A 20,746-nucleotide genomic window follows, 5' to 3' on the forward strand; every position below is an offset into this window, starting at 1 on the left:
CGCTACCGCCCGGACCGGGCCATCGGGGCCGGCGTCACGTCCGCCCCGGTGGACGCCGGGCCGAACCAGCGGGTCAGCGCGGCCGTCAGGCCCGCGACGCCGGGCTCCGGGTCATCGGTCGCCCACGCCACATAGCCGTCCGGGCGGATCAGCAGGGCGCGTGCCGGTGGCGTGTCCGCGGTGGCGTGGACCAGGTCGACGCGGTCGCGCCACCCTGTCGCCGCCGCGGCGGTGCCGCCGTCACCGAAGTCGAGCAGGACCGGCCGGGCGGCGTGCATCAGGTCGGCGACCCGGCCCGGGCCCGCGGCCGTGACGAGCGCGGCATCCGGTACCAGATGGCCTGCCAGCGGATGGTCGTCGCCGACGTCGTAGCGGGTATCGGCGCCGGCCAGCAGACCGGCGATCCGGGCGGTGGTGCCGGGCTGGGCGAGGAGTTCGGTCAGCAGGCTCCGCAGAGCCGTGACCTCGGGACCGGGGCGCTGTAATGCCGTCTGTGCCAGCGAACTCATCATGACCCGCGCACCGACGGGGTGGCGTTCCGCGTGATAGGTGTCCAGGAGATCGGCCGGTGCCCGGCCGTCGAGTTCGGCGGCGAGTTTCCAGCCGAGGTTCATCGCGTCCTGGAGCCCGAGGTTGAGCCCGGGCCCACCCATGGCCGAATGCACGTGCGCGGCGTCACCCACCAGGAAGACGCGGTCCGTGCGGTAGCGCTCGGCCTGCCGGGTGTTCTGGCCGACCGTGCGGCGCAGGGCGTGTGGCCCCGGCCCGGCGGGCGCGCCGAAGGGGAGATCGGCGCCCAGCACGCGACGTACGCTGGCCCGAATCTCCGGCAGTGTCATGGGCTCTGCCGCCGATTCGTCCGGCTCGCGGTACTCGGTGGTCACGATGAGTGGACGCCCGGGCTCGAGTTCGGCGAACGCGAAGGTGCCGCCCTCGTGACGGCTGTGCCCGAACGGCACCGGGCCCAGACCGGGGACCCGGAGCCCGGCGTCGGGGCCGCGGAGGTCATCGGCCAGGGAGATATGGGCGATCCGGGTGACCTTGTCCGTCATGGTGATACCGGGAAATCCGATCCCGGCCAGTTTGCGGACGGTGCTGTGGCCGCCGTCCGCGCCGACGAGGAACCGGGTCGTGAGGCTGTGGACACCGTCCGGGCCCTCGACGGTGAGCGCCACCCCGTCCGGGCCCGGAACCAGGTCGGCGAGGCGGTGCCGCCAGCGGACCTCGACGCCGAGCCCCTCCGCCCACCGGTGCAGCAGACGCACCAGCCGGGGTTGCGGGATTCCCCATCCGTGCAGCGGATTATCGGGAACGCCGGTGAGGGACAGCGGCAGGCCGCTGAACATATACGCGGGCAGTGGGCGCGGCGGTTCCGCGGAGCCGGTGAAATCGCGGTACAGGCCGCGCATATCGAGTAGCCGGACCACTTGGCCGATGAGCCCGTTGGCCTTCGGTTCGGTGCCGGGTTCGGCGAGGGATTCCAGCACCACCGGGTGGTGGCCGGCGAGCGCGAGTTCACCGGCGAGCATCAAACCGTTGGGGCCGGCACCCGCGATCACCACGTCGTGGTGCTCGGTGCTGCGGGTCGCGGTGGAGTTTTCGGGCATGACGAACAGCCCCCTTCTCGGAGGATCGCTGGAGTGGGTCGGTCAGTGGGTGGAGGGCCGGGGGAGTCCGGCGGCGATATCGGTGAAGCCGCGCCGGAGCAACGGGAGGAAAGCGATCGGCGGGTCGGCTTCGGCGTAGCAGTGGGCCACGGCCTCGAGGACCGCGCCGACAACTCCCGCCGCGAGCCGCGGGTACAGGTCCCGGTGCGGGTCGGTGCCGGTGCGTTCGGCTATCGCCGACGACCAGGCGTCGAAGAGGTCGGGTGGTAGTGCGGTACGGGTCTGCCGCGCCCCCAGCAGACCGCGGATCTCGGTCTGCTGGGCGGCGGTGGGGAGCCCTTCCCTGTCCATATCCTCGGCGAACACGGTGTGCAGGGTTTCGGCCACCGCGGTCCACAGGGGTTCGGTGGCCGGGCGTTGCCGCAATAGCGCGGCCCCGCGCAGCATTCGTTCGGTCTGCCGGTAGACGAGAGCTTCGTACTTACCGGCGAAATAGTTGGTGAAGGTCCGCGGCGAGACCCCGGCGCGGGTGGCGATGTCCTCTCGGGTGACGTTGTCCAGGCCCCGTTCGAACACCAGCGCCAGCGCCGCGTCGCTGAGAGCACGCCGGGTGTCCAGTTTCTTGCGCTCACGCAGGCCGAGCCGGGGTTCGTTGGGCATATCCGAGACTAACAACAAACTTGCCCATTGGGCAAGTTTGCCTATCGGGCAAATATATTCGGCGGTGGTGCCGTGAAACCGAGTTCGACGAGAGCCCGGTGCCCCTCGGCGGTCGCGTCGCCGCCGGCCAGCACCAGGGTCCGGGCGCGCTGATACGGGCAACCGGCCGCGGCGAACGCCGCCGCGACGGCGGTGAGCCGTGAGTGCTCGCCGGTGTGCAGCGCCGCCGCCCTGTCGACGATCGCCTCCGCGAACGGGTCACCGGACACCTCCGTCCGAGCCGAGGCGAGCCGGTCCGCGGCATCGGGGGCGGCGGCGAGCACCGCGGCCTCGGCCCGGAGCGCGTGGTAGCAGTGGCGATAGACCCAGACGTCGCGGACATCCATCTGTTCCGGGTCGGTGGCCAGCTCGGCGGCGGCGAGGGCGGCCTGTCCGCGGTGCAGCAGAACGAGGGCGTCGAATACCGCGCCGTAGGCCGTTCGATGCCCGGGCGTGCCGTCCAGCGCGCCGGCGATCTCCCGCCACCGCGCCCGCGCCTCGTCGTCACCGCGCAGACCGTGGACCAGCGCGACCGCGGCCGCCGCCGGCGCGAGATGTGGCGCCTGCGGACGCCCGGACAATTCCCACGCGTCGGCGAACCGCCCGCTGCCGGCCGACACCTCGGCGGTATTGCCCGCCAGCGCATCCGCCACCAGCAGGCGGGACGTGGCGAAATCACCGCGTTCGGCCAGCAGCGGCAGTTCGCGTAACCGCGCACCCCAGTGCCGGGCTCCGGCGAGATCACCTACCCCGAGGCAGGTCTCGGCGGCTTCGGCCAGCGCGTTGACCTGCTCGAGGGCGGCCGCCGGGGTATGCGGCGCGGCGGTCAGCAGATCGACCCGCCGCCGGGTGGTCCGGGCGGCGGCGAAGGTATCGCCGATCCAGCATTGCGCGGCGGCCAGCGCGTCCAGTGCCGCGCTGCGGGCCAGCGGATCGCCCGTCGCGTCCGCCAGCGCCACCGCGTGCTCGGCCAGGGCGACCGCGGCGGCCTCCCCGGCCTGCGGTTCGTATCCGTCTTCGCCGGTGTGGGCGCGTACTCCGCATTCGGCCAGCGCGATCGCCGCGGCCGCGGCCGGGTCGGAGCCGGCGAGCGCGCGCGCCTCGGCCAGCAGGGCGGCGGCCGCTCCCGGTTCGGGTGGTTGCGAGAACGTATCGGAGAGGCGGAACACGGTGATCGCGGCGGTCGCGAGATCCCGGGCGGCGGCCGCCGGCTGTGTGGGCCCGGCGGTTTCGGCGGCGCGGCGGTACAGGCGGTACATATCCTCTCCGCGCATCCGGCAGCCGGCCACCGCGGCCGCGTGGCGCAGCGCGGCGGCGGCGCGGACCGGGTCGTCGGTGAGTCCGGCCGCCTGTTCGTACCGGTGCTGGGCCTCGCCGGTCAGGTTCCGGGCGAATGTCGTCCGGGCCAGTGCCGCGGCCAGGTCGTGCGCCGCCGCGCGGTGGTCCGGATTCTCGGCGGCCCAGGCCAGCGCGGCACGCAGATCGTCGATCGTCGCCGCGAAACGGTCGCGCCACCGGTCGCCGGTGACCGGCAGTTCCGTGGCGAGTTCGGCCGCGGTCGCCGTGCACCACCGCAGATGGTGGATACGTGCCTCGGCGAGTTCGCCGGTCTCGGCCAATTGCTCGGTCTCGTACTGCCGGATGGTCTCGAGTGCCCGGTAACGGGTGCCGGTCGCGGTCGGGACGGCGGTGAGCAGGCTGTGCTCGGCGAGCCGGGCCAGGCCGTCCGGTACCGCTCCGGGATCCAGCGGGGGATACCCGGTCACCGCGGCGGCGTCGGCGGCGCCGAACGGCGCGACGAACACCGCGATCCGGCGCAGCAGCCGCCGGTCGGCATCGTCGAGCAGCGTCTGGCTCCAGTCGAGCATCGCGCGTACGGACCGGTGCCGGTCGTCGGCGCGCCGGCCGCCGACCAGCAGCCGCAGCGGATCGGCCAGGCTCGCGGTGAGCCCGTCCAGGCCCAGCGTCGGCAGCCGGGCCACCGCGAGTTCGATGGCCAGCGCGAGCCCGTCCAGGCGCCGGCAGATCTCGTCGACCCGGCCGGTCTGGCCGGGTTCGATCGGCCAGCCGAGCGCGGCGGCCCGGTCCAGGAACAGCGCCACGGCATCGGAGGCGCCGCCGGTGCCGGCAGCGCCTTCCTCGGGGTCGAGGATCATCGGAGGGACCGGGTAGACGTGCTCGAACGGCACCATGAGGCGGGCGCGGCTGGTCACCAGGACGGTCACCCGCGGGCAGCGCGCCAGGAGACGTTCGATGAACGGCGCGGCTCCCTCGCGCACTTGTTCGCAGTTGTCCAGGACCAGCAGGGTGTGCCGGTCGGCGAGTGCGGTCAGGACGGAATCGTCGAGCGTGCGACCCTGCTGTTCGCCGAGGCCGAGTGCCCGGGCGACGGCCGAGCCGATGAGCGCTTCGTCGGTTACCGGCACGAGATCGACGAACCAGGCGCCGTCGGCGAAATCGGCGGTGAGATCGGTGGCCACGGCCAGGGCCAGCCGGGTCTTACCGACACCACCGGGCCCCGACGCGGTCACCAGCCGCCGGGTCGTGACGGCCTCCCGCAGCGCGGTCCGCTCCCGGGCGCGCCCGACGAACGAGGTGAGCGGCATCGGCAGGACGGCCGCGGGCCGGTCCGTGGGTTCGGGTCCGGTGAGCGCGGCCGCGCGATCGGCGAGGGCGCGCCGGTCCGGGACGCCGACCTTACGCAGCAGCGAGGACACATGGGTTTCCACCGTGCGCACCGAGATGAACAGTTCGGCGCCGATCTCGGCGTTGCTGCGATGGCGGCCCACCAGCGCCAGGACCTCGGCCTCCCGGCCGGAGATGGCACCGGCGACCTTCTGTTTCGACACGCCCTCATCTTCGCGCACCTGCCGGTCCCGGTGCGGGCCCGGCGTTAGGTGTTTTCTCCGTGGTGGGTTCCGTGGTCGGCACGGATGGCATACCGCCCGGCCGGGAATACCGTTCTTCCCATGACCACCGACTCGATCCCCGCCATCAAGACCGTGCTGCACCCGGTCACCGACCTCGAGAAGGCGAAGGGCGTCTACGCCGCCCTGCTGGGGACCCCGCCGCAGACCGAGGGCACCTACTACGTCGGCTTCGACGTCGCGGGCCAGCACATCGGGCTCGTGCCCGGTGGCGGCCCGCAGCAGATGACCGGTCCGGTCGCGTACTGGCACGTGCCCGATATCGAGGCCACCCTCGCCGAGGTCGTCGCCGCCGGTGCGACGGTGCGCGAACCCGTACGCGAGGTCGGCGAGGGGCGGCGTGTCGCCACCGTCACCGATCTCGACGGCAACGTCCTGGGCCTGCTCCAGGACCGCTGACGCCACGCACTCCCCGGCGCAGCGCCTCGCGAGCGCCGGCTCCCGACCGAGACGAAGGAACCAGCATCATGACCACCACCCGCAGAACCGCTACCCGCGCCGCCACGAAGACCTCCTCGGCGGTGGCTTTCAGCGCCGAGGAACGCGCCGCGATGAAAGAGCACGCCCGGGAACTGAAGACGGCCGCCCGGCGTGGCGCCCGCGCCGCGGCCGACGGCGCGGCCGATGTGCTGGCCAAGATCGCCGAGATGCCGGACGCCGACCGCGCCCTGGCCGAACGTATTCATGCCCTGGTCACGCGCAACGCGCCGAATCTGTCTCCGAAGCTCTGGTACGGCATGCCCGCGTATGCCCGCGACGGCAAGGTCGTCTGCTTCTTCCAGTCCGCGGCGAAATTCAAGGCCCGGTACGCGACCCTCGGTTTCAACGATTCCGCCCGGCTCGACGACGGTGCCGTATGGCCGACGGCATTCGCCCTGACCACGCTGTCGGCAGCCGATGAGAAGTTCCTCGGCGATCTCGTCGCACGCGCCCAGGGCTGAGACCGCGCCCGGCCGGCGCCCGCCGGCCGGGGGCCGGTCAGTGCACCGGGCCGGTGTATTTCTCGCCGGGTCCGGCGCCGGGCGCATCGGGCACCGACGAACTCTCCCGGAAGGCCTTCTGCAGCGATTGCAGGCCCTCGCGCAGGGGGCCCGCGTGCGGACCGAGGTATTCGACCGAGGCGGTGATGAGCCCGGCCAGCGCGGTGATGACCCGGCGGGCCTCGTCCATATCCCGCCGCGGGCTGTTCTCGGGGTCGTCGTCGGCGAGCCCGAGTTTCTCCGCGGCGGAACTCATCAGCATCACGGCGGCGCGGCTGATCACCTCCACCGCGGGGATCTCGGCCAGTTCGCGCACCTCGGCGTCGGGCTGTTCGGTCATTGCCTCACCCTAAGGTCGGCGCGGATCGGGGTGCGATCGGGCTGCCGGGCCGAGGTGCGCCCGCCGGTCTCAGCGCACCGGACCGGCCGCGCGCAGAATCCGCAGCTGACCGATCTCGGCGGCGTTCTTCATCAGTTCCGCGTTGACCCAGGCCGCCAGATGGGCGACCGTGAGCCCTGCTTCGGCCGGCCACGGATACGAGGTGGCGCGCTCCAGTTCCGCGTCGCCCAGCCGGTCGAGAACGTCGAGCCAGCGATCCCGCAGCTCACCGAGCCAGGCCAGGGCGGCGGCGGTATCGCCGGGCCAGTACACCTCGGTACGCTCGGGGATCGGGTGGCCCTGTGCGTGGGCGATCGCCGAACTCCACCACCAGCCGATATGCCAGGTGAGCCAGCCGACGGTGGTCGCGGGCACGGGGTCGGGCTCGGTCTCCGCGAAATCGGGCCGCCAGCGGCCGTCGGCGCCGCGATGGACCGTCCAGATCACCTCGGCGGGCGCCCAGTGGCTGTCGTCGTCGGTCAGGGCGTCGAAATGCAGCTGCGACAGCGACCAGACGAGGTCGAACTGCCAGCGCAGGAGGCCACGGCGGGTGCTCACGGGCGTCGAGCCTGGCACAGCCGTTCCGGCGCCGGCAAACGCATTTTGCCGCCGTCGTTCCCCCGCCGATTCGGTGATCGGGCGGTAGGCTGTTAAACTTTTCGGCGACGACCGCCCCGGTCCTGTCCGGGGCAGACAAGTGGAGCCCGACTCCCACCGTTGCCGGTGAGCGATCACCTGGTCAAACGGTCCGGTCATCCGCCTCGAACGGCGGGTTCACGATCACGGTGACTCGTGATCGTGCGGCAGGTGGTCTACCTGCGCGGACCGGTCGACATCGGGCCTCGTGGCGGCGAAATACCGCGACGGGGCCTTCGTGTTGAACCAGGGGTTCATTTCGAGCGGTCGTCGGATGACACCGCTAGACCTAGGAGGCCCCATCAGCACTGAGACCCGCATCAACGATCGCATCCGTGTTCCCGAGGTCCGGCTCATCGGACCCGGCGGTGAACAGGTTGGGATCGTGCGTGTTGAAGATGCATTACGCGTCGCCCTGGAAGCAGATCTGGACCTCGTAGAGGTCGCACCGGACGCTCGTCCGCCGGTCTGCAAGATCATGGACTACGGCAAGTTCAAGTACGAGACCGCGCAGAAGGCGCGCGAGTCCCGGAAGAACCAGGTCCAGACCGTGATCAAGGAACAGAAGCTGCGGCCCAAGATCGACGATCACGACTACGAGACCAAGAAGCGCAATGTGGTGCGCTTCCTGGAGGCGGGGTCGAAGGTCAAGGTCACCATCATGTTCCGGGGGCGCGAGCAGTCCCGGCCCGAACTCGGTTTCCGGCTGCTGCAGCGGCTGGCCTCCGATGTGGCGGATTTGGGTTTCGTCGAGACCTCGGCCAAGCAGGACGGCCGCAACATGACGATGGTCCTCGCCCCGCACAAGGGTGCGAAGACGCGGGCCAAGGCCGCGGAGGATTCGGTCCGGTCGCAGCCCGGCGGCGCGGCACCGAACTCCAGTCGGCCGGTCGCGCAATGACAACGGCGTAGCCGCCGCATACCGCGGCGCCGATCCGCACACACCGCGGCGTACGCCGCAGCGCTATTGCGTCGAGCCTGCAATAACGCTGATCAGTACACCTGGTCCGCCCCTGCGCGGGCACGACACAGATTGAGGTTTCCATGCCGAAGATGAAGAGCCACAGCGGCGCTTCGAAGCGTTTCAAGGTGACCGGTAAGGGCAAGCTGCGCCGTCAGCAGGCCAACCGCCGCCACCTGCTCGAGCACAAGTCCTCCCGCCGGACTCGTCGTCTGGACGGCACGGAGTCGGTCGCCGCGCCCGACGTCCGCCGTGTGAAGAAGCTGCTGGGTATCTGATCCCCTTTCCGGGGCAGATACCGTCCGGTACCGCAACCGCGACCGGACGCCGAAGAACCGACCCACTCGGGTGCGCTCGACCGGGCACCCCCAAGATCGATTAGGACTGACCAGTGGCACGCGTCAAGAGGGCCGTCAACGCTCAGAAGAAGCGCCGTTCCATCCTCGAGGCCTCCAAGGGCTACCGCGGGCAGCGCTCGCGCCTGTACCGCAAGGCCAAGGAACAGCAGCTGCACTCGCTCACCTACGCCTACCGGGACCGCCGTGCCCGCAAGGGTGATTTCCGCAAGCTGTGGATCGCCCGTATCAACGCCGCGGCCCGCGCCAACGACATCACCTACAACCGCTTCGTGCAGGGTCTGAAGGCCGCCGGGGTCGAGGTCGACCGTAAGAACCTCGCCGAGCTGGCCGTCTCCGATGCCGAGGCGTTCGCCGGCCTGGTCGCCGTCGCCAAGGCCGCGCTGCCGGCCGATGTGAACGCGCCCGCCGCCTGAGTCGTTTCCGGTTCGGACGCCCGAACCGTCACGAAGGCCCCCTCCTCCGGGAGGGGGCCTTCGTGCTTTTCGGAAGAACGGCGCGGAGCGCTTGCGTCCGCCGCCGGCCGGGTTAATACTTAGCCATATGGCAAAGTATTCGCAGACGCTGGACCGAGTGTTCGCCGCCCTCGCGGACCCCTCACGCCGGGCGGTCGTCCAACGGCTCGGTGCCGGGCCCGCCAGCGTCGGTGAACTGGCCCGGGACGTACCGGTCACTCTGCCGTCGTTCATGAAGCACATCCGGGTGCTGGAGGACAGCGGTCTGATCCGTACCGCCAAAACCGGACGCGTCCGGTATTGCGAGCTCGATCGCGAACGATTCGACCAGCTCGACGACTGGCTTTCCGCGCAGCGGCGCGTCTGGGAATCCCGCACCGACCGTCTCGAACAATTCCTCGCCGACACACAGGAGACCTCCGATGAACCCTGATCTCGATCTCACCCTGCATCGCGTCATCCGGGCGCCCCGGGCGCGGGTATGGCAGGCCTGGACCGACCCCGGCAGCCTGGCCCGGTGGTGGCTGCCGGCCCCGGCCCGGTGCCGGGTGCGGCGACTGGAGGTCCGCCCCGGCGGCGCGTTCGTGACCAGCATGAGCGAGGACGGCGTCACCTTCGTTCCGCACCTCGACGCCTGCTTCCTCGTCGCCGAGGAGAACGAGCGCCTGATCTTCACCACCGCCCTCGACAGCGACCTGCGCCCGGCCTCCGGTGCGGAGATCCCGATGACCGCCGAGATCACCCTGAGCGAGCACCCGGACGGTACCGGCTACGACGTCCTCGTCCGGCACGGTGACCCGGCCGTCCGGGCCCGTCACGAAGACCTCGGATTCGCGGACGGGTGGGGAACGGTGACCGACCAGCTCGCCGAATTCGTCGCCGGCGAGGTGCGGGTATGAGGCCCGCACTAGGATCTCCTGGTGCCCGACCCACGAGAAGCGACCGACTGGCGGAATCCGCGAGTGGTCGCCGCGGTGAAACTGCATCGCGGCGCCGCGCGGAAGAAAGCGGGCAGGTTCCTGGCCGAGGGCGCCAACTCCGTGGCCGCCGCGCTGGCGACCGGCCGGGTGCGCGAGCTGTTCTACTCGCCGGAGGGTGCCGCTCGCGAACACGCGCTGATCGCCGGGGCCGAGGCGGACGGGGTGCGCACCACCCTGGTCACCGATCGGGCCGCCGCGGCGCTGGGGGATACCGTCACGCCGCCGGGCCTGGTGGCGGTCTGCGATCCGGTCGATGTGGGACTGGACCGGGTGGTGCCGCGGCAGGGCTCGCGGCTGCCGCGGATCACGGCCGTGCCGGTCGGGATCGCCGACCCCGGTAACGCGGGCACCCTCATCCGGGTCGCCGATGCCGTGGGCGCCGACGGTGTGGTCCTCGCCGGTGACAGCGTGGACCCGCACAACGGCAAATGTGTGCGCTCGGCCGCGGGCAGTCTCTTCCACGTGCCGATCGCCCGGGAACGTGATACCCGGGCGGTTCTGGCCAGATTCGAGACCGCCGGGATCCTCACCCTCGCCACCGCGGCCGACGGGGAGATCGATCTCGACGACGCCGACGAGTTGTTCACCCGGCCGGTGGCGTGGTTGTTCGGCAACGAGGCCCACGGACTGGACCCGGCGGTGGCGCGGCGGGCTGCCTATCGGGTCCGGATCCCGATCCGGGGCCGGGCGGAAAGCCTCAACCTGGCCGGTGCGGCCGCCATCTGCCTGTACGCGAATTCCCGGATCCGGTTCGGCCGCGGGTGATCCCCGCCGTCGGTGTCGCGGCTAGACGCCCTGCTCGATCAGGTCGTCGAGGATTTCGCCGGCCCAGTCGGCGGGGATGGCCTCGGGCCCGGCCACCTGCAGCGACGCCATCACGGTGAGCAGCATCCCGGTCGACAGGAAACGGCGGGTCTCGGTGATCGGCGCGCCGCCGAGATCGCGGATCACCCGGTAGATGCGGCCGTAGCGGTCGCGGACCATCGGCCCGATTTCGGGGTCGCCGGCCGCGGCGAAGGCGTGCAGCAGCAACTGCAGCGGTGTCCGTTCGGACAGGAACTGGTCGTAGGCGCGCGACATGGCGTCCAGCGGTTCCTCGTCACCGGCCGCGGTGGCGGCCGCGGTGAAGATGGCCTCGATCCGATCGCATACCTGCCCGACCGCGGCCAGGAAGAGTCGCTGTTTGGATCCGAAGAGCCGGATGACGTAGGGCTGGGAGACGCCCGCCCGCCGGGCGATCTCGTCGGTGCGGGTGGCGGTGTAACCGGATTCGGCGAAGGCCGACACCGCCGCGTCCAGTACCTGGGCGCCGCGTTCCTCGGCGGTCATCCTGATCCTGCTCGACTCCGGCATGGTCCTCCTCGGGGTGGTGACGGGCTCTTGACAAGGTTATCAGTCGATGCATACCGTGAAATCCACACTAGTTATCAGTCGATTACAACAAGGACCGGATATGACCGAGACACTGCCTCCGCCGATATCTCTCACCCGTCCCCGCCCACCCGCGGCGACACCGGCCGGTCACGTGCCGGTGGACCGGACACCGCGCCGGCCCCTGGCGGCCGTGCTCGCCGCGGTCGGGATCCCGATGTTCATGGTCACGCTGGACAACCTCGTCGTCACCAACGCGCTCCCGGTGATCCGCACCGAACTCGGCGCCTCGCTCAGTGAGCTGCAGTGGTTCGTCAACGCCTACACCCTCGCGTTCGCGGGGCTGCTGCTCACCGCCTCCGCGCTCGGCGACAGAATCGGCCGGCGGCGGGTCTTCGTCACCGGAATCACGGTATTCACCCTGGCCTCCGCGGCGTGTGCGCTCGCCACCGATCCGGCGATGCTGGTCGCCGCCCGGATCGTGCAGGGTTTCGGGGGCGCGGCGGTGATGCCGCTGTCGCTGACCCTGCTCTCCGACGCCGTACCGGAACGGCTCCGCAGTGCCGCCATCGGGATCTGGGGCGGTATCGCCGGACTCGGGGTCGCCCTCGGGCCGCTGCTCGGCGGCGCGGTGGTGGACGGCCTGAGCTGGCAGTGGATCTTCTGGGTGAATGTGCCCATCGGGGTGCTGGTGGTGCCGCTGGTGCTGTGGGCGCTGCGTGACTCCCGCGGCGGCGACGGCCGGCTCGACCCGCTCGGCCTCGTCCTGGCCTCCGGTGGCGTGCTCGCCCTGGTCTGGGGGATCGTGCACGGCGCGGAGGATGGCTGGACCTCCCGCGGGGTGCTGGCCGCACTGGCCGCGTCGGCGGTGCTCCTGGTCGCGCTGATCGGCTGGGAACGCCGCGCGGCCGCGCCGATGCTGGCGCCGCGGCTGTTCCGCGTCCGGGCCTTCGGGGTGGCGAACCTGGTCGCCTTCGCGTTCTCTGTCGGGGTGTTCGGGTCGATTTTCCTACTCGCCCAGTTCTTCCAGGTGGCGCAGGGGTACAGCCCGCTGGAATCCGGTATCCGGACCATGCCGTGGACCATGGCGCCCATGGTGGTGGCGCCGCTGGCGGGGCTGGTGATCGACCGGGTCGGCGCCCGGGTGCTGCTGGTGACCGGGCAGACGTTCTTGGCCACCGCATTGGCCTGGATCGCCGCGGTCACCGCGGTGGACCTGGACTACGGCTCCTTCGTGGCCCCGCTGTTGCTGGCCGGGATCGGGATGGGCCTGACCTTCGCGCCGCTGGCCACCGTGGTGATGGACGCGGTTCCCGAGGCCGACCGGGCCGTTGCCTCCGGCACCAACAACACCGTCCGGGAGGTCGGTGTGGCCATGGGTATCGCGGTCCTGGCCTCGGTGTTCGCCTCGTACGGGGCCTACACCGACCCGGCGGGTTATGTCGCCGGACTGGTGCCCGCGGTCCGGGTGGGCGCGGCGATCGTGGCGGCCGGTGCGCTCATCGCCGCGCTGCTGCCCGGCCGGACCCGGGCCTGACGCGTGGACCGGCGGGGCGGCGTCCGCGCCGCCGGTCAGTTCTCGCGTACCGAGACCAGTTCGCCGCCGGACCGCGTGGCCGAGGCCCAGGGCAGGCCGCGCTGGCGCCGTGCGGCGCAGGCATAGAGCACCACCAGCAGCATGCTGAACCAGACGTAGCCGTTGCCGATGACCTTCTCCCAGGCCGACCACTCCAGTTCGCGGCCGTCGTTACCGGGCAGGTCGTTGTGCTCGCCGAGGACGTAGACGATCGCGGTGGCCACCGCGGCCGCGTACCAGCTGCGCGCCCGCGACCACGGCAGCGTCGTGGCGTAACCGGCCATCGCCAGCAGCGCCGGAGCCACCCAGACCCAGTGATGCGACCAGGAGATCGGCGAGACCAGTAGCGCGACCACCGCGTTGACCGCCAGCGCGATCATCGGGGGTGGCCCCGGCCGGCGCATCGCCGCCACCGCCACGGCCACCAGCGCCACCGCGGCCAGCAGCCACAGTGCCGTGGACAGCGCCCCGGTGATCTCGAACCGGGCCAGGACGGCCTGGATCGACTGGTTGGTCTGGAACTCCGACCCGCTCAGCCCGCCGACATTGCCGAAACCGCCGAACCAGTACCGCACGGATTCATCGGGCATCACCGCGAAACCGATGATCGTGGCGACCGCGCCGCTGATCGCGGCCGTCACCGCGGCCTTGTAGTCCTTGCGGATGATGAAATACAGCACGAACGCGGCGGGAGTCAGTTTGATCGCGGCCGCGATACCCAGCAGCATGCCGCGCGGCCAGCGCGGATTACGGGTGAGGCAGTCGGCGGCCACCAGCCCCATCAGGATCAGGTTGACCTGGCCGAAGTCCAGCGTTCCCCAGACCGGCTCCAGCAGCAGTGCCAGCGGGGTGACGGTGGCGCAGATCACCAGGGCCGTCCGGCGCTGGTCGGGGCGCGGCCAGATCTGGCGCGCCACCAGGAACAGCGTCAGCGCCAGCGCGCCGACCGAGACCACCAGATAGGCGGTGACCGCCGCGGTCCACGGCAGCAGCGCGTAGACACCCAGCGCCAGCGCCGCGAACGGCGGATAGATGAACGGCAGGCTGATATCGGCGGCCGTCTCCGGGAGATGCCCGTAGAGATCGCCGCCGGATCGCCATTCCTCCACTCCCAGCCGGTACACCTCGAGATCGATGTACCGGCCGCTGATCACATGGAACGGATCGATGGGTCTCGACATACAGACCCACGTCACGATCACCGCCAATAGCGGTAGCAGCCAGATAGCCTGCTGGCGGGCACGTCCGGCGAGCGTCTCGGTGCGGGTCGGGGCGTTCGTCATCGGAGGGCACTTTACCGGTTCGAGGTGTACACGTACCGGGCAGTGATCGCCGGGGGATATCGGCGTGAACCGGGCAACGGTCATCGAATACGATTCCACCAGCAGCAATACGGGCGCCGGGGCCGACCGGGGCCCGCTCACCGATGCCTAGGGGAGAGACGAGTAGACCGTGGCCGACGACACCGACGCAGGCGCAGCGACCGGCGGGCAGGAATCCGCGCTCACCGAAGAGGCTCTGGCCGCCGCGGCGGCGGACGCCGAGAAGGCCTTCGCGGCCGCGGCGGATCTCGACGCGCTCGCCGCCGCGAAAACCGAGCATATGGGTGGGAAATCTCCTATCGCACTCGCGCAGCGCGCGCTGGGGTCGCTGCCGAAGTCCGAGAAGGCCGATGCCGGCAAACGGGTGAACGTGGCCCGCAAGCGGGTGTCGGAGGTCTTCGAGGAACGCCAGCGGGCACTGCTCGCCGAACGCGACGCCGCCGTACTGGTCGCCGAGGCCATCGATGTCACGCTGCCCGCGAATCGCGGCCCGGTGGGCGCGCGCCACCCCATCACGGTGATCTCCGAGCAGATCGCCGATGTTTTCGTCGGGATGGGCTGGGAGGTCGCCGAAGGACCGGAGGTGGAGACCGAGCATTTCAACTTCGACGCGCTCAACTTCCTGCCCGACCACCCCGCCCGCACCATGCAGGACACCTTCCACATCGCCCCGGCCGGGTCGCGTCAGGTGCTGCGCACCCACACCTCCCCGGTGCAGGTGCGCTCCATGCTGGAACGGGATCTGCCGATCTATGTCGTCTGCCCGGGACGCACCTTCCGCACCGACGAACTGGACGCCACCCATACGCCGGTGTTCTCCCAGGTCGAGGGCCTGGCCATCGACAAGGGGCTGACCATGGCCCATCTGCGCGGCACCCTCGACGCGTTCGCGCGCGCCCTGTTCGGGCCCGAGACCACCACCCGGATCCGGCCCAACTACTTCCCGTTCACCGAACCCTCGGCCGAGGTCGACGTGTGGTTCCCGGACAAGAAGGGCGGCGCGGGCTGGGTTGAATGGGGCGGCTGCGGCATGGTCAATCCGAAAGTGCTGATCGCCAGCGGTATCGATCCCGACGAGTACAGCGGTTTCGCTTTCGGGATGGGCCTCGAGCGCACCCTGCAGTTCCGCAACGGCATCCCCGATATGCGCGACATCGTGGAGGGTGACGTGCGCTTCACCCTGCCCTTCGGTATCCGGTCCTGACCCCCCGATCGAGAGAGCGAACCTCACAGTGCGAGTAGCGCAGTCCTGGCTGACCGAAACGATCCGCCGCACCGTCCCCGACTGGGAGGTGACGGCCGAGGAACTCGACGCCGGATTCGTCCGGGTCGGGCTCGAGGTCGAGGAGGTCGACAGCCTCGAACGGGTCGGCGGGGAGATCGAACACCCGCTCGTGGTCGGGCGGGTCGCCGAGATCACCGAACTCACCGAGTTCAAGAAACCCATCCGGTTCTGCAAGGTCGATATCGGCGCCGCCGAACCCCAGGAGATCGTCTGCGGCGCGAGCAATTTCGCCGTCGGCGATCTGGTGGTCGTGGTGCTGCCCGGCGGTGTGCTGCCGGGCGGATTCGCGATCTCCTCGCGCAAGACCTACGGGCACACCTCCAACGGGATGATCTGCTCGGTCGCCGAACTCGGTATCGGCAAGGACCATTCGGGCATCCTGGTGCTGGAACCCGGCACCGCCGAACCCGGTACCGACGCGAATGCGCTGCTGGGTCTCGACGATACGGTCATCGAACTGAACATCACCCCGGACCGGGGCTACTGCTTCTCGGTACGCGGTCTCGCGCGGGAACTGGCCTGCGGCTTCGATCTCGAATACGCCGATCCCGCCGTGCGCACCCTGCCCGGCGGGCCCGACGCGTGGCAGGTGCGGGTGGAACCGGAATCACAGTGCACCCGTTTCGGGGTGCGCCGGGTCACCGGGATCGATCCGCACGCGGTGAGCCCGTGGTGGCTGCAGCGGCGACTGCTGCTGGCCGGGGTGCGCCCGATCTCGCCCGCCGTCGATGTCACCAACTACGTGATGCTCGAACTGGGTCAGCCGCTGCACGCCTTCGACGCGGCGAAGGTCGCCGGCGGGCTGGTGGTGCGGCGGGCGCGGGCCGGTGAAACGCTGCGCACCCTCGACGAGGCCGAACGCGAACTCGACGAAGAGGATGTGGTGATCGCCGACGACACCGGGGTGATCTCGCTGGCGGGGGTGATGGGCGGCGCGTCCACCGAAGTCGGCGCGGAGACCACCGATGTGGTGCTGGAGGCGGCGACCTGGGATCCGCTGCTCATCTACCGCACCGCCCGCCGGCACAAACTGGTGTCGGAGGCGAGTAAACGCTACGAGCGCGTCGTCGACCCGGAACTGAATCTGGCCGCCCTCGACCGGGCCGCCTCGCTGCTCGCCGAGATCGCCGGGGGCACGGTCGAAACCGCCCTCACCGATATCCGCGTCGCGCTGGACCCCACCGAACCGATTCGCCTGGATATCGACCTGCCCGACCGGGTGGCCGGAGTGCACTACGCGCCCGGGACCTCGGCGCGCCGGCTCACCCAGATCGGCTGCCAAGTCGAGGTGGACGTCGACGAGACCACGGGCCACGGACAGCTGGTGGTCACACCGCCCAGCTGGCGGCCGGATCTGGCCCAGCCCGCCGACCTGGTGGAGGAGGTGCTCCGGCTCGAGGGCCTGGAACAGATTCCGCTGGTGCTGCCGCAGGCGCCGGCCGGGCGCGGGCTGACCGCCGTGCAGCGGCGCCGCCGTGCCGTGAGCCGGGCGCTGGCCTTCGCGGGTTGCGTCGAGGTACCGCCGCCGGTGTTCCTGCCGGCGGAGGTGTTCGACACCTGGGGTCTCGACGACGACGATCCGCGCCGGACCACCACCCGGGTGCTGAACCCGCTCGATGTCGAGCGGGCCGAACTCGCCACCACCCTGCTGCCGGGCCTGCTCGAGATCGCCGCCCGCAATATCTCGCGCGGTTCCCGGGATCTCGCGCTGTACGGCATCGCCCAGGTGGTGCTGCCCGGTCCGGACACCCGCGCGGTCGATCCGCTGCCCGTGGATCGGCGGCCCACCGAGGGCGAGATCAGCGAACTGCTGGCCTCGCTGCCCGAACAGCCGCAGCATGTGGCGGTGGTGCTCACCGGCCGGCGCGAACCGCGCGGGCCGTGGGGCGCGGGCCGCGCGGCGGAGGCGGCGGACGCGTTCGCCTTGGCCGATGTGATCGCCGAAACCGCCGGGGTCCGCGTCGAACGCCGGCCCGGCGCGTACCTGCCGTGGCATCCGGGCCGCTGCGCCGAACTGGTGGTGGACGGTGTGGTCGTGGGCCATGCGGGCGAGCTGCATCCCGGGGTCCTGGAACGGTCCGGATTGCCGCCGCGCACCTGTGCGCTCGAATTGGACCTGGACGCGCTGCCGCTGGTCGAGTCCCGTCCCGCGCCGTCGATCTCCCCGTTCCCCGCGGTCCTGCAGGACGTCTCGGTGAGTGTCGCGAAGGACGTTCCGGCGGCGGCGGTGGAGGAGGCGCTGCGCTCCGGCGGCGGTGACCTGCTCGAGGACATCGCCCTGTTCGACGTCTACGAAGGCGCCCAGGCCGGGGAGGGACGCACCTCGTTCACCTACGCGCTGCGGTTCCGCGCGCCCGACCGCACGCTCACCGAGGACGAGGCGAGCGCCGCGCGGGATGCCGCGGTGGCCGCGGCGGCGGCCGCGGTGGGCGCCGTGATCCGTTCCTAGACAGGAGAGTCGCCGGGGTCGTCCGGTCCGCCCGACGCGTCGGGCCGGACGTCGTAGGCTGGTCGTATGAGTGATCCGAGCGCCGGAGATCCGGGCGCGCTCGCCGCGCGGCTGGCGGCCCTGCCCGACGAGCAGTTGCTGGCCGTCCTGATCGTCGCCACCGCGGGCCGGGAGAACTTGGCCCCGCTGTACGAAACCGCGACCCGGTTGCTGTCCGAAACCGGGCAGAGCGGTCCGGGGCAGTCTGTGATTCCGGGCACCGGTATGCCCTCCGGCTATGGGGTGTCCCCGGGTGCGGGCGCATCCACGCAGGTCGGTGGCGGTACCGGCGGGCTGTCCGGGCTGGTGTCCGGTACCGGCGCCGGGGTGGGCGGGTACACCGGAAACGGTGTGCCGACGTTCGATGCGGTTCGCGATAAGGTCGAGCGACGAATCGGCACCGCCCACGGCGGCCGGGAACTCGACCGGACGAGCCCGGCCGGACGCGGTGCCGACGAACAGTGGGAAGCGCGTGAACAGGCCGCGCGGGAACGTCTGGAACAGATCCGCACCTCCCTGCACGAGGGCGAAGGGTCGTGATCCCGCCCGGCCCGCGCCGGAGCGACAAGGGATGGACCCGATGACCGATAAGACCGCGGCGCGTGCCGTCGCCGATCGACTCCTCGACGCCCAGGTGCGGTGGCTGCTCGACGAGGTCAGCGGGGACCGGTTCGCCGAGGTCGTGGCCCGTGACGTGGCGGCCGTACTGGAGATCGCCGCGACCGTGCCCGCCGGTGACGTGGTGCAGGCCGAGCAGGCCGAACGCACCGTGGCCATCGTGATCGACAAGGTCGGCGGCAGTGCCGCGCTCGCCGATACCGTCGGCCTGTTCGCCGACGCGATCTACGACAGCATCGCCGCCAACGAGGACCACACGCTCGGCGAGTTGGTCGAACGTGTTCCGGTCGAGGCGCTGCTGCAGAAGATCGTCGATATGCACCAGACCCAGGAGCGGGTCCTGGAACGGCTCACCGACAGCCCGCTGGTGGCGACCGTCGCCTCCAAATTCGTGGACAAACTGGTCGGCGATTTCGTCGAGGCCAACCGGCAGCGCGCGGAGAAGATCCCCGGGATGGGCACGCTCATGTCCATCGGGCAGTCCGCCGCCGACCGCGCCCGCAAGGTCGCCGAGAGCAACACCATCCTGGGCGATATCGCCGGCAAGGGCGCGCTCTACGCGTTGAAGCGCACCAACAACGCCATCCGCGAGATGCTGCGTGACGCCCCGGTCCACGACGCCACCATGGAGTTCTGGGATCTGCACGCCGACGAGCCGATCAGCGGTCTGCGTGAATACCTCACCAAACAGGATCTCGGCGAACTGGTCCGGCTGTGCTATCACATCGCGGTGACCACGCGGGAGAAGGAGTACTTCGGCCTGCTGGTGGACGAATGCGTCCAGGTGTTCCACGAGAAGTACCGGGACCACACCCTGGCGGAGGTCCTGGCCGAACTGGGCCTGACCGGCGAGGACATCGTCACCGAGATCCTGCGCTACGGTCCGGCGGTGGTGGAGGCCGCGAAACGGGACGGGGTGCTGGACAAGCTCATCCGCGAACGCCTGCAGCCGTTCTACTACTCCGACGAGGTCCTGGAAATCCTCGCGCCCGCGGGCTGATTCCCGGATTTCGCGCCGTCGGCAGCGGCCCGCGAATCAGGTGACCGGAGTACGCACCCGGTCGGTTCCGGCGTCCTTGCCTTCGGCCGCCGCCCGTTCGGCCAGCAGATCGCGGATCTCGGTGAGCAGCGCGATATCGGCCGGCGTGGACGGTTCGGCCTCGACGTTGTTGCGCGCGTAGAAGCGTTTCTGCATGGTCTTCATCGGCAGGATCAGCACGAAGTACAGCACGGCGGCGACCATGACGAAATTGATGGCGGCACTGATGATCGGGCCCAGCGCGATGAAGGTCGCGGGTTTGCCCGAGACCAGGGTGATCCCGAAGCCGAGCTGGCCGTTGCTGCCGAGTACGGCCAGCAGTGGTTCCAGCACGCCCTTGGTGACCGACGTCACGATGGCGGTGAACGCGGTGCCCATCACCACCGCGACGGCCAGATCGATGACGTTCCCCCGCATGAGGAAGTCCTTGAAACCCTTGAGCATCAGCGTCACTCCGTATCGAACGATATTTCCGACGGTCGGCCCCGGCGGCGGGAAGGTGAGCGGTGCCCGCCGACCTGCTCCCGGCCACGCCGCAGGTGATGGTCGCAGCCGGGAGACCGGTTCGCAAACCCGGGGTGGTGCAGGTCGGCGCCCTCCGGTGCCCCGGCCCGGGGTGACAGGCGAACCCGCCGCCGACCCGCTAGGGTCGGATCCGTCCCGGCCGACCGGCTACCGACCAGGAGGAATCCATGCAATCGACGACGCTGGTGGGCCGGGCCGTGCGGGGTTTCAACGCGGCGGTGGTGGCCCTGATGGGCGCCCCCGTCCTGGGGCCGCTGCTGGGCAAGGGGTTCGTGGAGGTCGAGTACGTGGGCCGGCGGTCGGGCCGGGTGTTCCGGACTCCCGTGAACTACGTGAAGAAGGGCGACGAGTTCGTGATCGGCGTCGCCATGCCCGACAAGAAGACCTGGTGGCGTAATTTCGGCGGCGACGGCGCGCCGATCCTGCTGCATTTCCGCGACGGTGCGCGCCGCGGTCACGCCGTGTCGGGGCGGGACGAGAAGGGCCGGGTCACGGTGCGGGTCCGGCTCGACGATCCGGCCTGACGGCCGCCGGCGGCGGTC

22 protein-coding genes are annotated in these 20,746 nt (G+C 70.7%); 14 read left to right on the top strand and 8 right to left on the bottom strand.

Translation table 11 applies throughout. The features are described 5' to 3' along the window. Window positions 1-2: 2 nt before the first annotated feature. Genes ACZ6SF_RS19570 through ACZ6SF_RS19580 form a run of 3 tightly spaced genes read right to left on the bottom strand, consistent with a single transcriptional unit; the run spans window position 3 to window position 5,155 of the window. A complete protein-coding gene (locus ACZ6SF_RS19570) occupies window positions 3-1,607 on the bottom strand; it encodes an FAD-dependent monooxygenase (RefSeq protein ID WP_466063551.1) in 1,605 nt (534 codons plus the stop codon). A 42-nt stretch (window positions 1,608-1,649) separates the two neighbouring features. Beyond that, entirely contained in the window at window positions 1,650-2,267 is a 618-nt protein-coding gene (locus tag ACZ6SF_RS19575; protein WP_466063552.1) for a TetR/AcrR family transcriptional regulator, read from the bottom strand. A 41-nt stretch (window positions 2,268-2,308) separates the two neighbouring features. Further along, window positions 2,309-5,155 carry an ATP-binding protein gene (locus ACZ6SF_RS19580; protein WP_466063553.1) on the bottom strand — a complete coding sequence of 949 codons (2,847 nt, stop codon included), beginning with the start codon at window positions 5,153-5,155 and terminating at the stop codon, window positions 2,309-2,311. 120 nt (window positions 5,156-5,275) lie between these two features. Between ACZ6SF_RS19580 and ACZ6SF_RS19585 the strand changes: the two genes are divergently transcribed. Further along, window positions 5,276-5,632 (top strand): VOC family protein, encoded by a 357-nt coding sequence (locus ACZ6SF_RS19585; RefSeq protein WP_466063554.1) that lies wholly within the window; start codon window positions 5,276-5,278, stop codon window positions 5,630-5,632. Between the two features lie 68 nt (window positions 5,633-5,700). Then, window positions 5,701-6,174 carry an iron chaperone gene (locus ACZ6SF_RS19590; protein WP_466063555.1) on the top strand — a complete coding sequence of 158 codons (474 nt, stop codon included), beginning with the start codon at window positions 5,701-5,703 and terminating at the stop codon, window positions 6,172-6,174. 37 nt (window positions 6,175-6,211) lie between these two features. Here the strand turns inward: ACZ6SF_RS19590 and ACZ6SF_RS19595 are convergent, their stop codons facing one another. Together ACZ6SF_RS19595 and ACZ6SF_RS19600 are read right to left on the bottom strand one after the other, a co-directional pair. Beyond that, the gene (locus tag ACZ6SF_RS19595; protein WP_357425536.1) at window positions 6,212-6,553 is read right to left on the bottom strand and encodes a DUF1844 domain-containing protein; all 342 of its coding nucleotides are present in this window, start codon (window positions 6,551-6,553) and stop codon (window positions 6,212-6,214) included. 69 nt (window positions 6,554-6,622) lie between these two features. Continuing rightward, window positions 6,623-7,150 carry a DinB family protein gene (locus ACZ6SF_RS19600; protein WP_466063556.1) on the bottom strand — a complete coding sequence of 176 codons (528 nt, stop codon included), beginning with the start codon at window positions 7,148-7,150 and terminating at the stop codon, window positions 6,623-6,625. 352 nt (window positions 7,151-7,502) lie between these two features. On the opposite strand from ACZ6SF_RS19600, the gene infC reads away from it, so the two are divergent. The 6 genes from infC (at window position 7,503) to ACZ6SF_RS19630 (ending at window position 10,745) form a co-directional block, all read left to right on the top strand. Then, the gene (infC, locus tag ACZ6SF_RS19605) at window positions 7,503-8,129 is read left to right on the top strand and encodes a translation initiation factor IF-3 (protein WP_466063638.1); all 627 of its coding nucleotides are present in this window, start codon (window positions 7,503-7,505) and stop codon (window positions 8,127-8,129) included. A gap of 143 nt (window positions 8,130-8,272) precedes the next feature. Continuing rightward, on the top strand, window positions 8,273-8,467 hold the full coding sequence (gene rpmI / locus ACZ6SF_RS19610; RefSeq protein WP_466063557.1) for a 50S ribosomal protein L35: 195 nt from the start codon (window positions 8,273-8,275) through the stop codon (window positions 8,465-8,467). 113 nt (window positions 8,468-8,580) lie between these two features. Beyond that, complete coding sequence (rplT, locus tag ACZ6SF_RS19615) at window positions 8,581-8,961, top strand: 50S ribosomal protein L20 (RefSeq protein WP_033245214.1); 381 nt, start codon at window positions 8,581-8,583, stop codon at window positions 8,959-8,961. A 127-nt stretch (window positions 8,962-9,088) separates the two neighbouring features. Further along, a complete protein-coding gene (locus ACZ6SF_RS19620) occupies window positions 9,089-9,433 on the top strand; it encodes an ArsR/SmtB family transcription factor (RefSeq protein WP_466063558.1) in 345 nt (114 codons plus the stop codon). Beyond that, window positions 9,423-9,899 carry an SRPBCC domain-containing protein gene (locus tag ACZ6SF_RS19625; RefSeq protein WP_466063559.1) on the top strand — a complete coding sequence of 159 codons (477 nt, stop codon included), beginning with the start codon at window positions 9,423-9,425 and terminating at the stop codon, window positions 9,897-9,899. Before ACZ6SF_RS19620 ends, ACZ6SF_RS19625 begins: the two co-directional genes overlap by 11 nt. Before the next feature lie 21 nt (window positions 9,900-9,920). Continuing rightward, entirely contained in the window at window positions 9,921-10,745 is an 825-nt protein-coding gene (locus ACZ6SF_RS19630; RefSeq protein WP_466063560.1) for a TrmH family RNA methyltransferase, read from the top strand. Between the two features lie 21 nt (window positions 10,746-10,766). On the opposite strand, the gene ACZ6SF_RS19635 is transcribed toward ACZ6SF_RS19630, so the two are convergent. Beyond that, the gene (locus tag ACZ6SF_RS19635) at window positions 10,767-11,309 is read right to left on the bottom strand and encodes a TetR/AcrR family transcriptional regulator (protein WP_466063561.1); all 543 of its coding nucleotides are present in this window, start codon (window positions 11,307-11,309) and stop codon (window positions 10,767-10,769) included. A gap of 124 nt (window positions 11,310-11,433) precedes the next feature. Here ACZ6SF_RS19635 and ACZ6SF_RS19640 point away from each other — a divergent pair, with 124 nt between their 5' ends. Then, window positions 11,434-12,888: an MFS transporter gene (locus ACZ6SF_RS19640; protein WP_466063562.1), complete on the top strand. Its 1,455-nt coding sequence runs from the start codon at window positions 11,434-11,436 to the stop codon at window positions 12,886-12,888. 35 nt (window positions 12,889-12,923) lie between these two features. Here the strand turns inward: ACZ6SF_RS19640 and ACZ6SF_RS19645 are convergent, their stop codons facing one another. Beyond that, on the bottom strand, window positions 12,924-14,210 hold the full coding sequence (locus ACZ6SF_RS19645) for a glycosyltransferase 87 family protein (RefSeq protein WP_466063563.1): 1,287 nt from the start codon (window positions 14,208-14,210) through the stop codon (window positions 12,924-12,926). A gap of 169 nt (window positions 14,211-14,379) precedes the next feature. Here ACZ6SF_RS19645 and pheS point away from each other — a divergent pair, with 169 nt between their 5' ends. The 4 genes from pheS (at window position 14,380) to ACZ6SF_RS19665 (ending at window position 19,640) form a co-directional block, all read left to right on the top strand. Further along, entirely contained in the window at window positions 14,380-15,453 is a 1,074-nt protein-coding gene (gene pheS, locus ACZ6SF_RS19650) for a phenylalanine--tRNA ligase subunit alpha (RefSeq protein ID WP_466063564.1), read from the top strand. A 28-nt stretch (window positions 15,454-15,481) separates the two neighbouring features. Then, complete coding sequence (gene pheT, locus ACZ6SF_RS19655) at window positions 15,482-17,983, top strand: phenylalanine--tRNA ligase subunit beta (protein WP_466063565.1); 2,502 nt, start codon at window positions 15,482-15,484, stop codon at window positions 17,981-17,983. Between the two features lie 66 nt (window positions 17,984-18,049). After that, window positions 18,050-18,562, top strand: a complete 513-nt coding sequence (locus ACZ6SF_RS19660; protein WP_466063566.1) for a hypothetical protein — start codon at window positions 18,050-18,052, stop codon at window positions 18,560-18,562. Between the two features lie 40 nt (window positions 18,563-18,602). Continuing rightward, on the top strand, window positions 18,603-19,640 hold the full coding sequence (locus ACZ6SF_RS19665; RefSeq protein WP_466063567.1) for a hypothetical protein: 1,038 nt from the start codon (window positions 18,603-18,605) through the stop codon (window positions 19,638-19,640). A 36-nt stretch (window positions 19,641-19,676) separates the two neighbouring features. On the opposite strand, the gene mscL is transcribed toward ACZ6SF_RS19665, so the two are convergent. After that, entirely contained in the window at window positions 19,677-20,123 is a 447-nt protein-coding gene (gene mscL, locus ACZ6SF_RS19670) for a large conductance mechanosensitive channel protein MscL (protein ID WP_466063639.1), read from the bottom strand. A gap of 248 nt (window positions 20,124-20,371) precedes the next feature. Here mscL and ACZ6SF_RS19675 point away from each other — a divergent pair, with 248 nt between their 5' ends. Continuing rightward, entirely contained in the window at window positions 20,372-20,728 is a 357-nt protein-coding gene (locus ACZ6SF_RS19675) for a PNPOx family protein (protein WP_466063568.1), read from the top strand. Window positions 20,729-20,746 lie beyond the last annotated feature (18 nt).

The sequence above is a fragment of the Nocardia sp. NPDC049935 genome, from assembly GCF_055586645.1.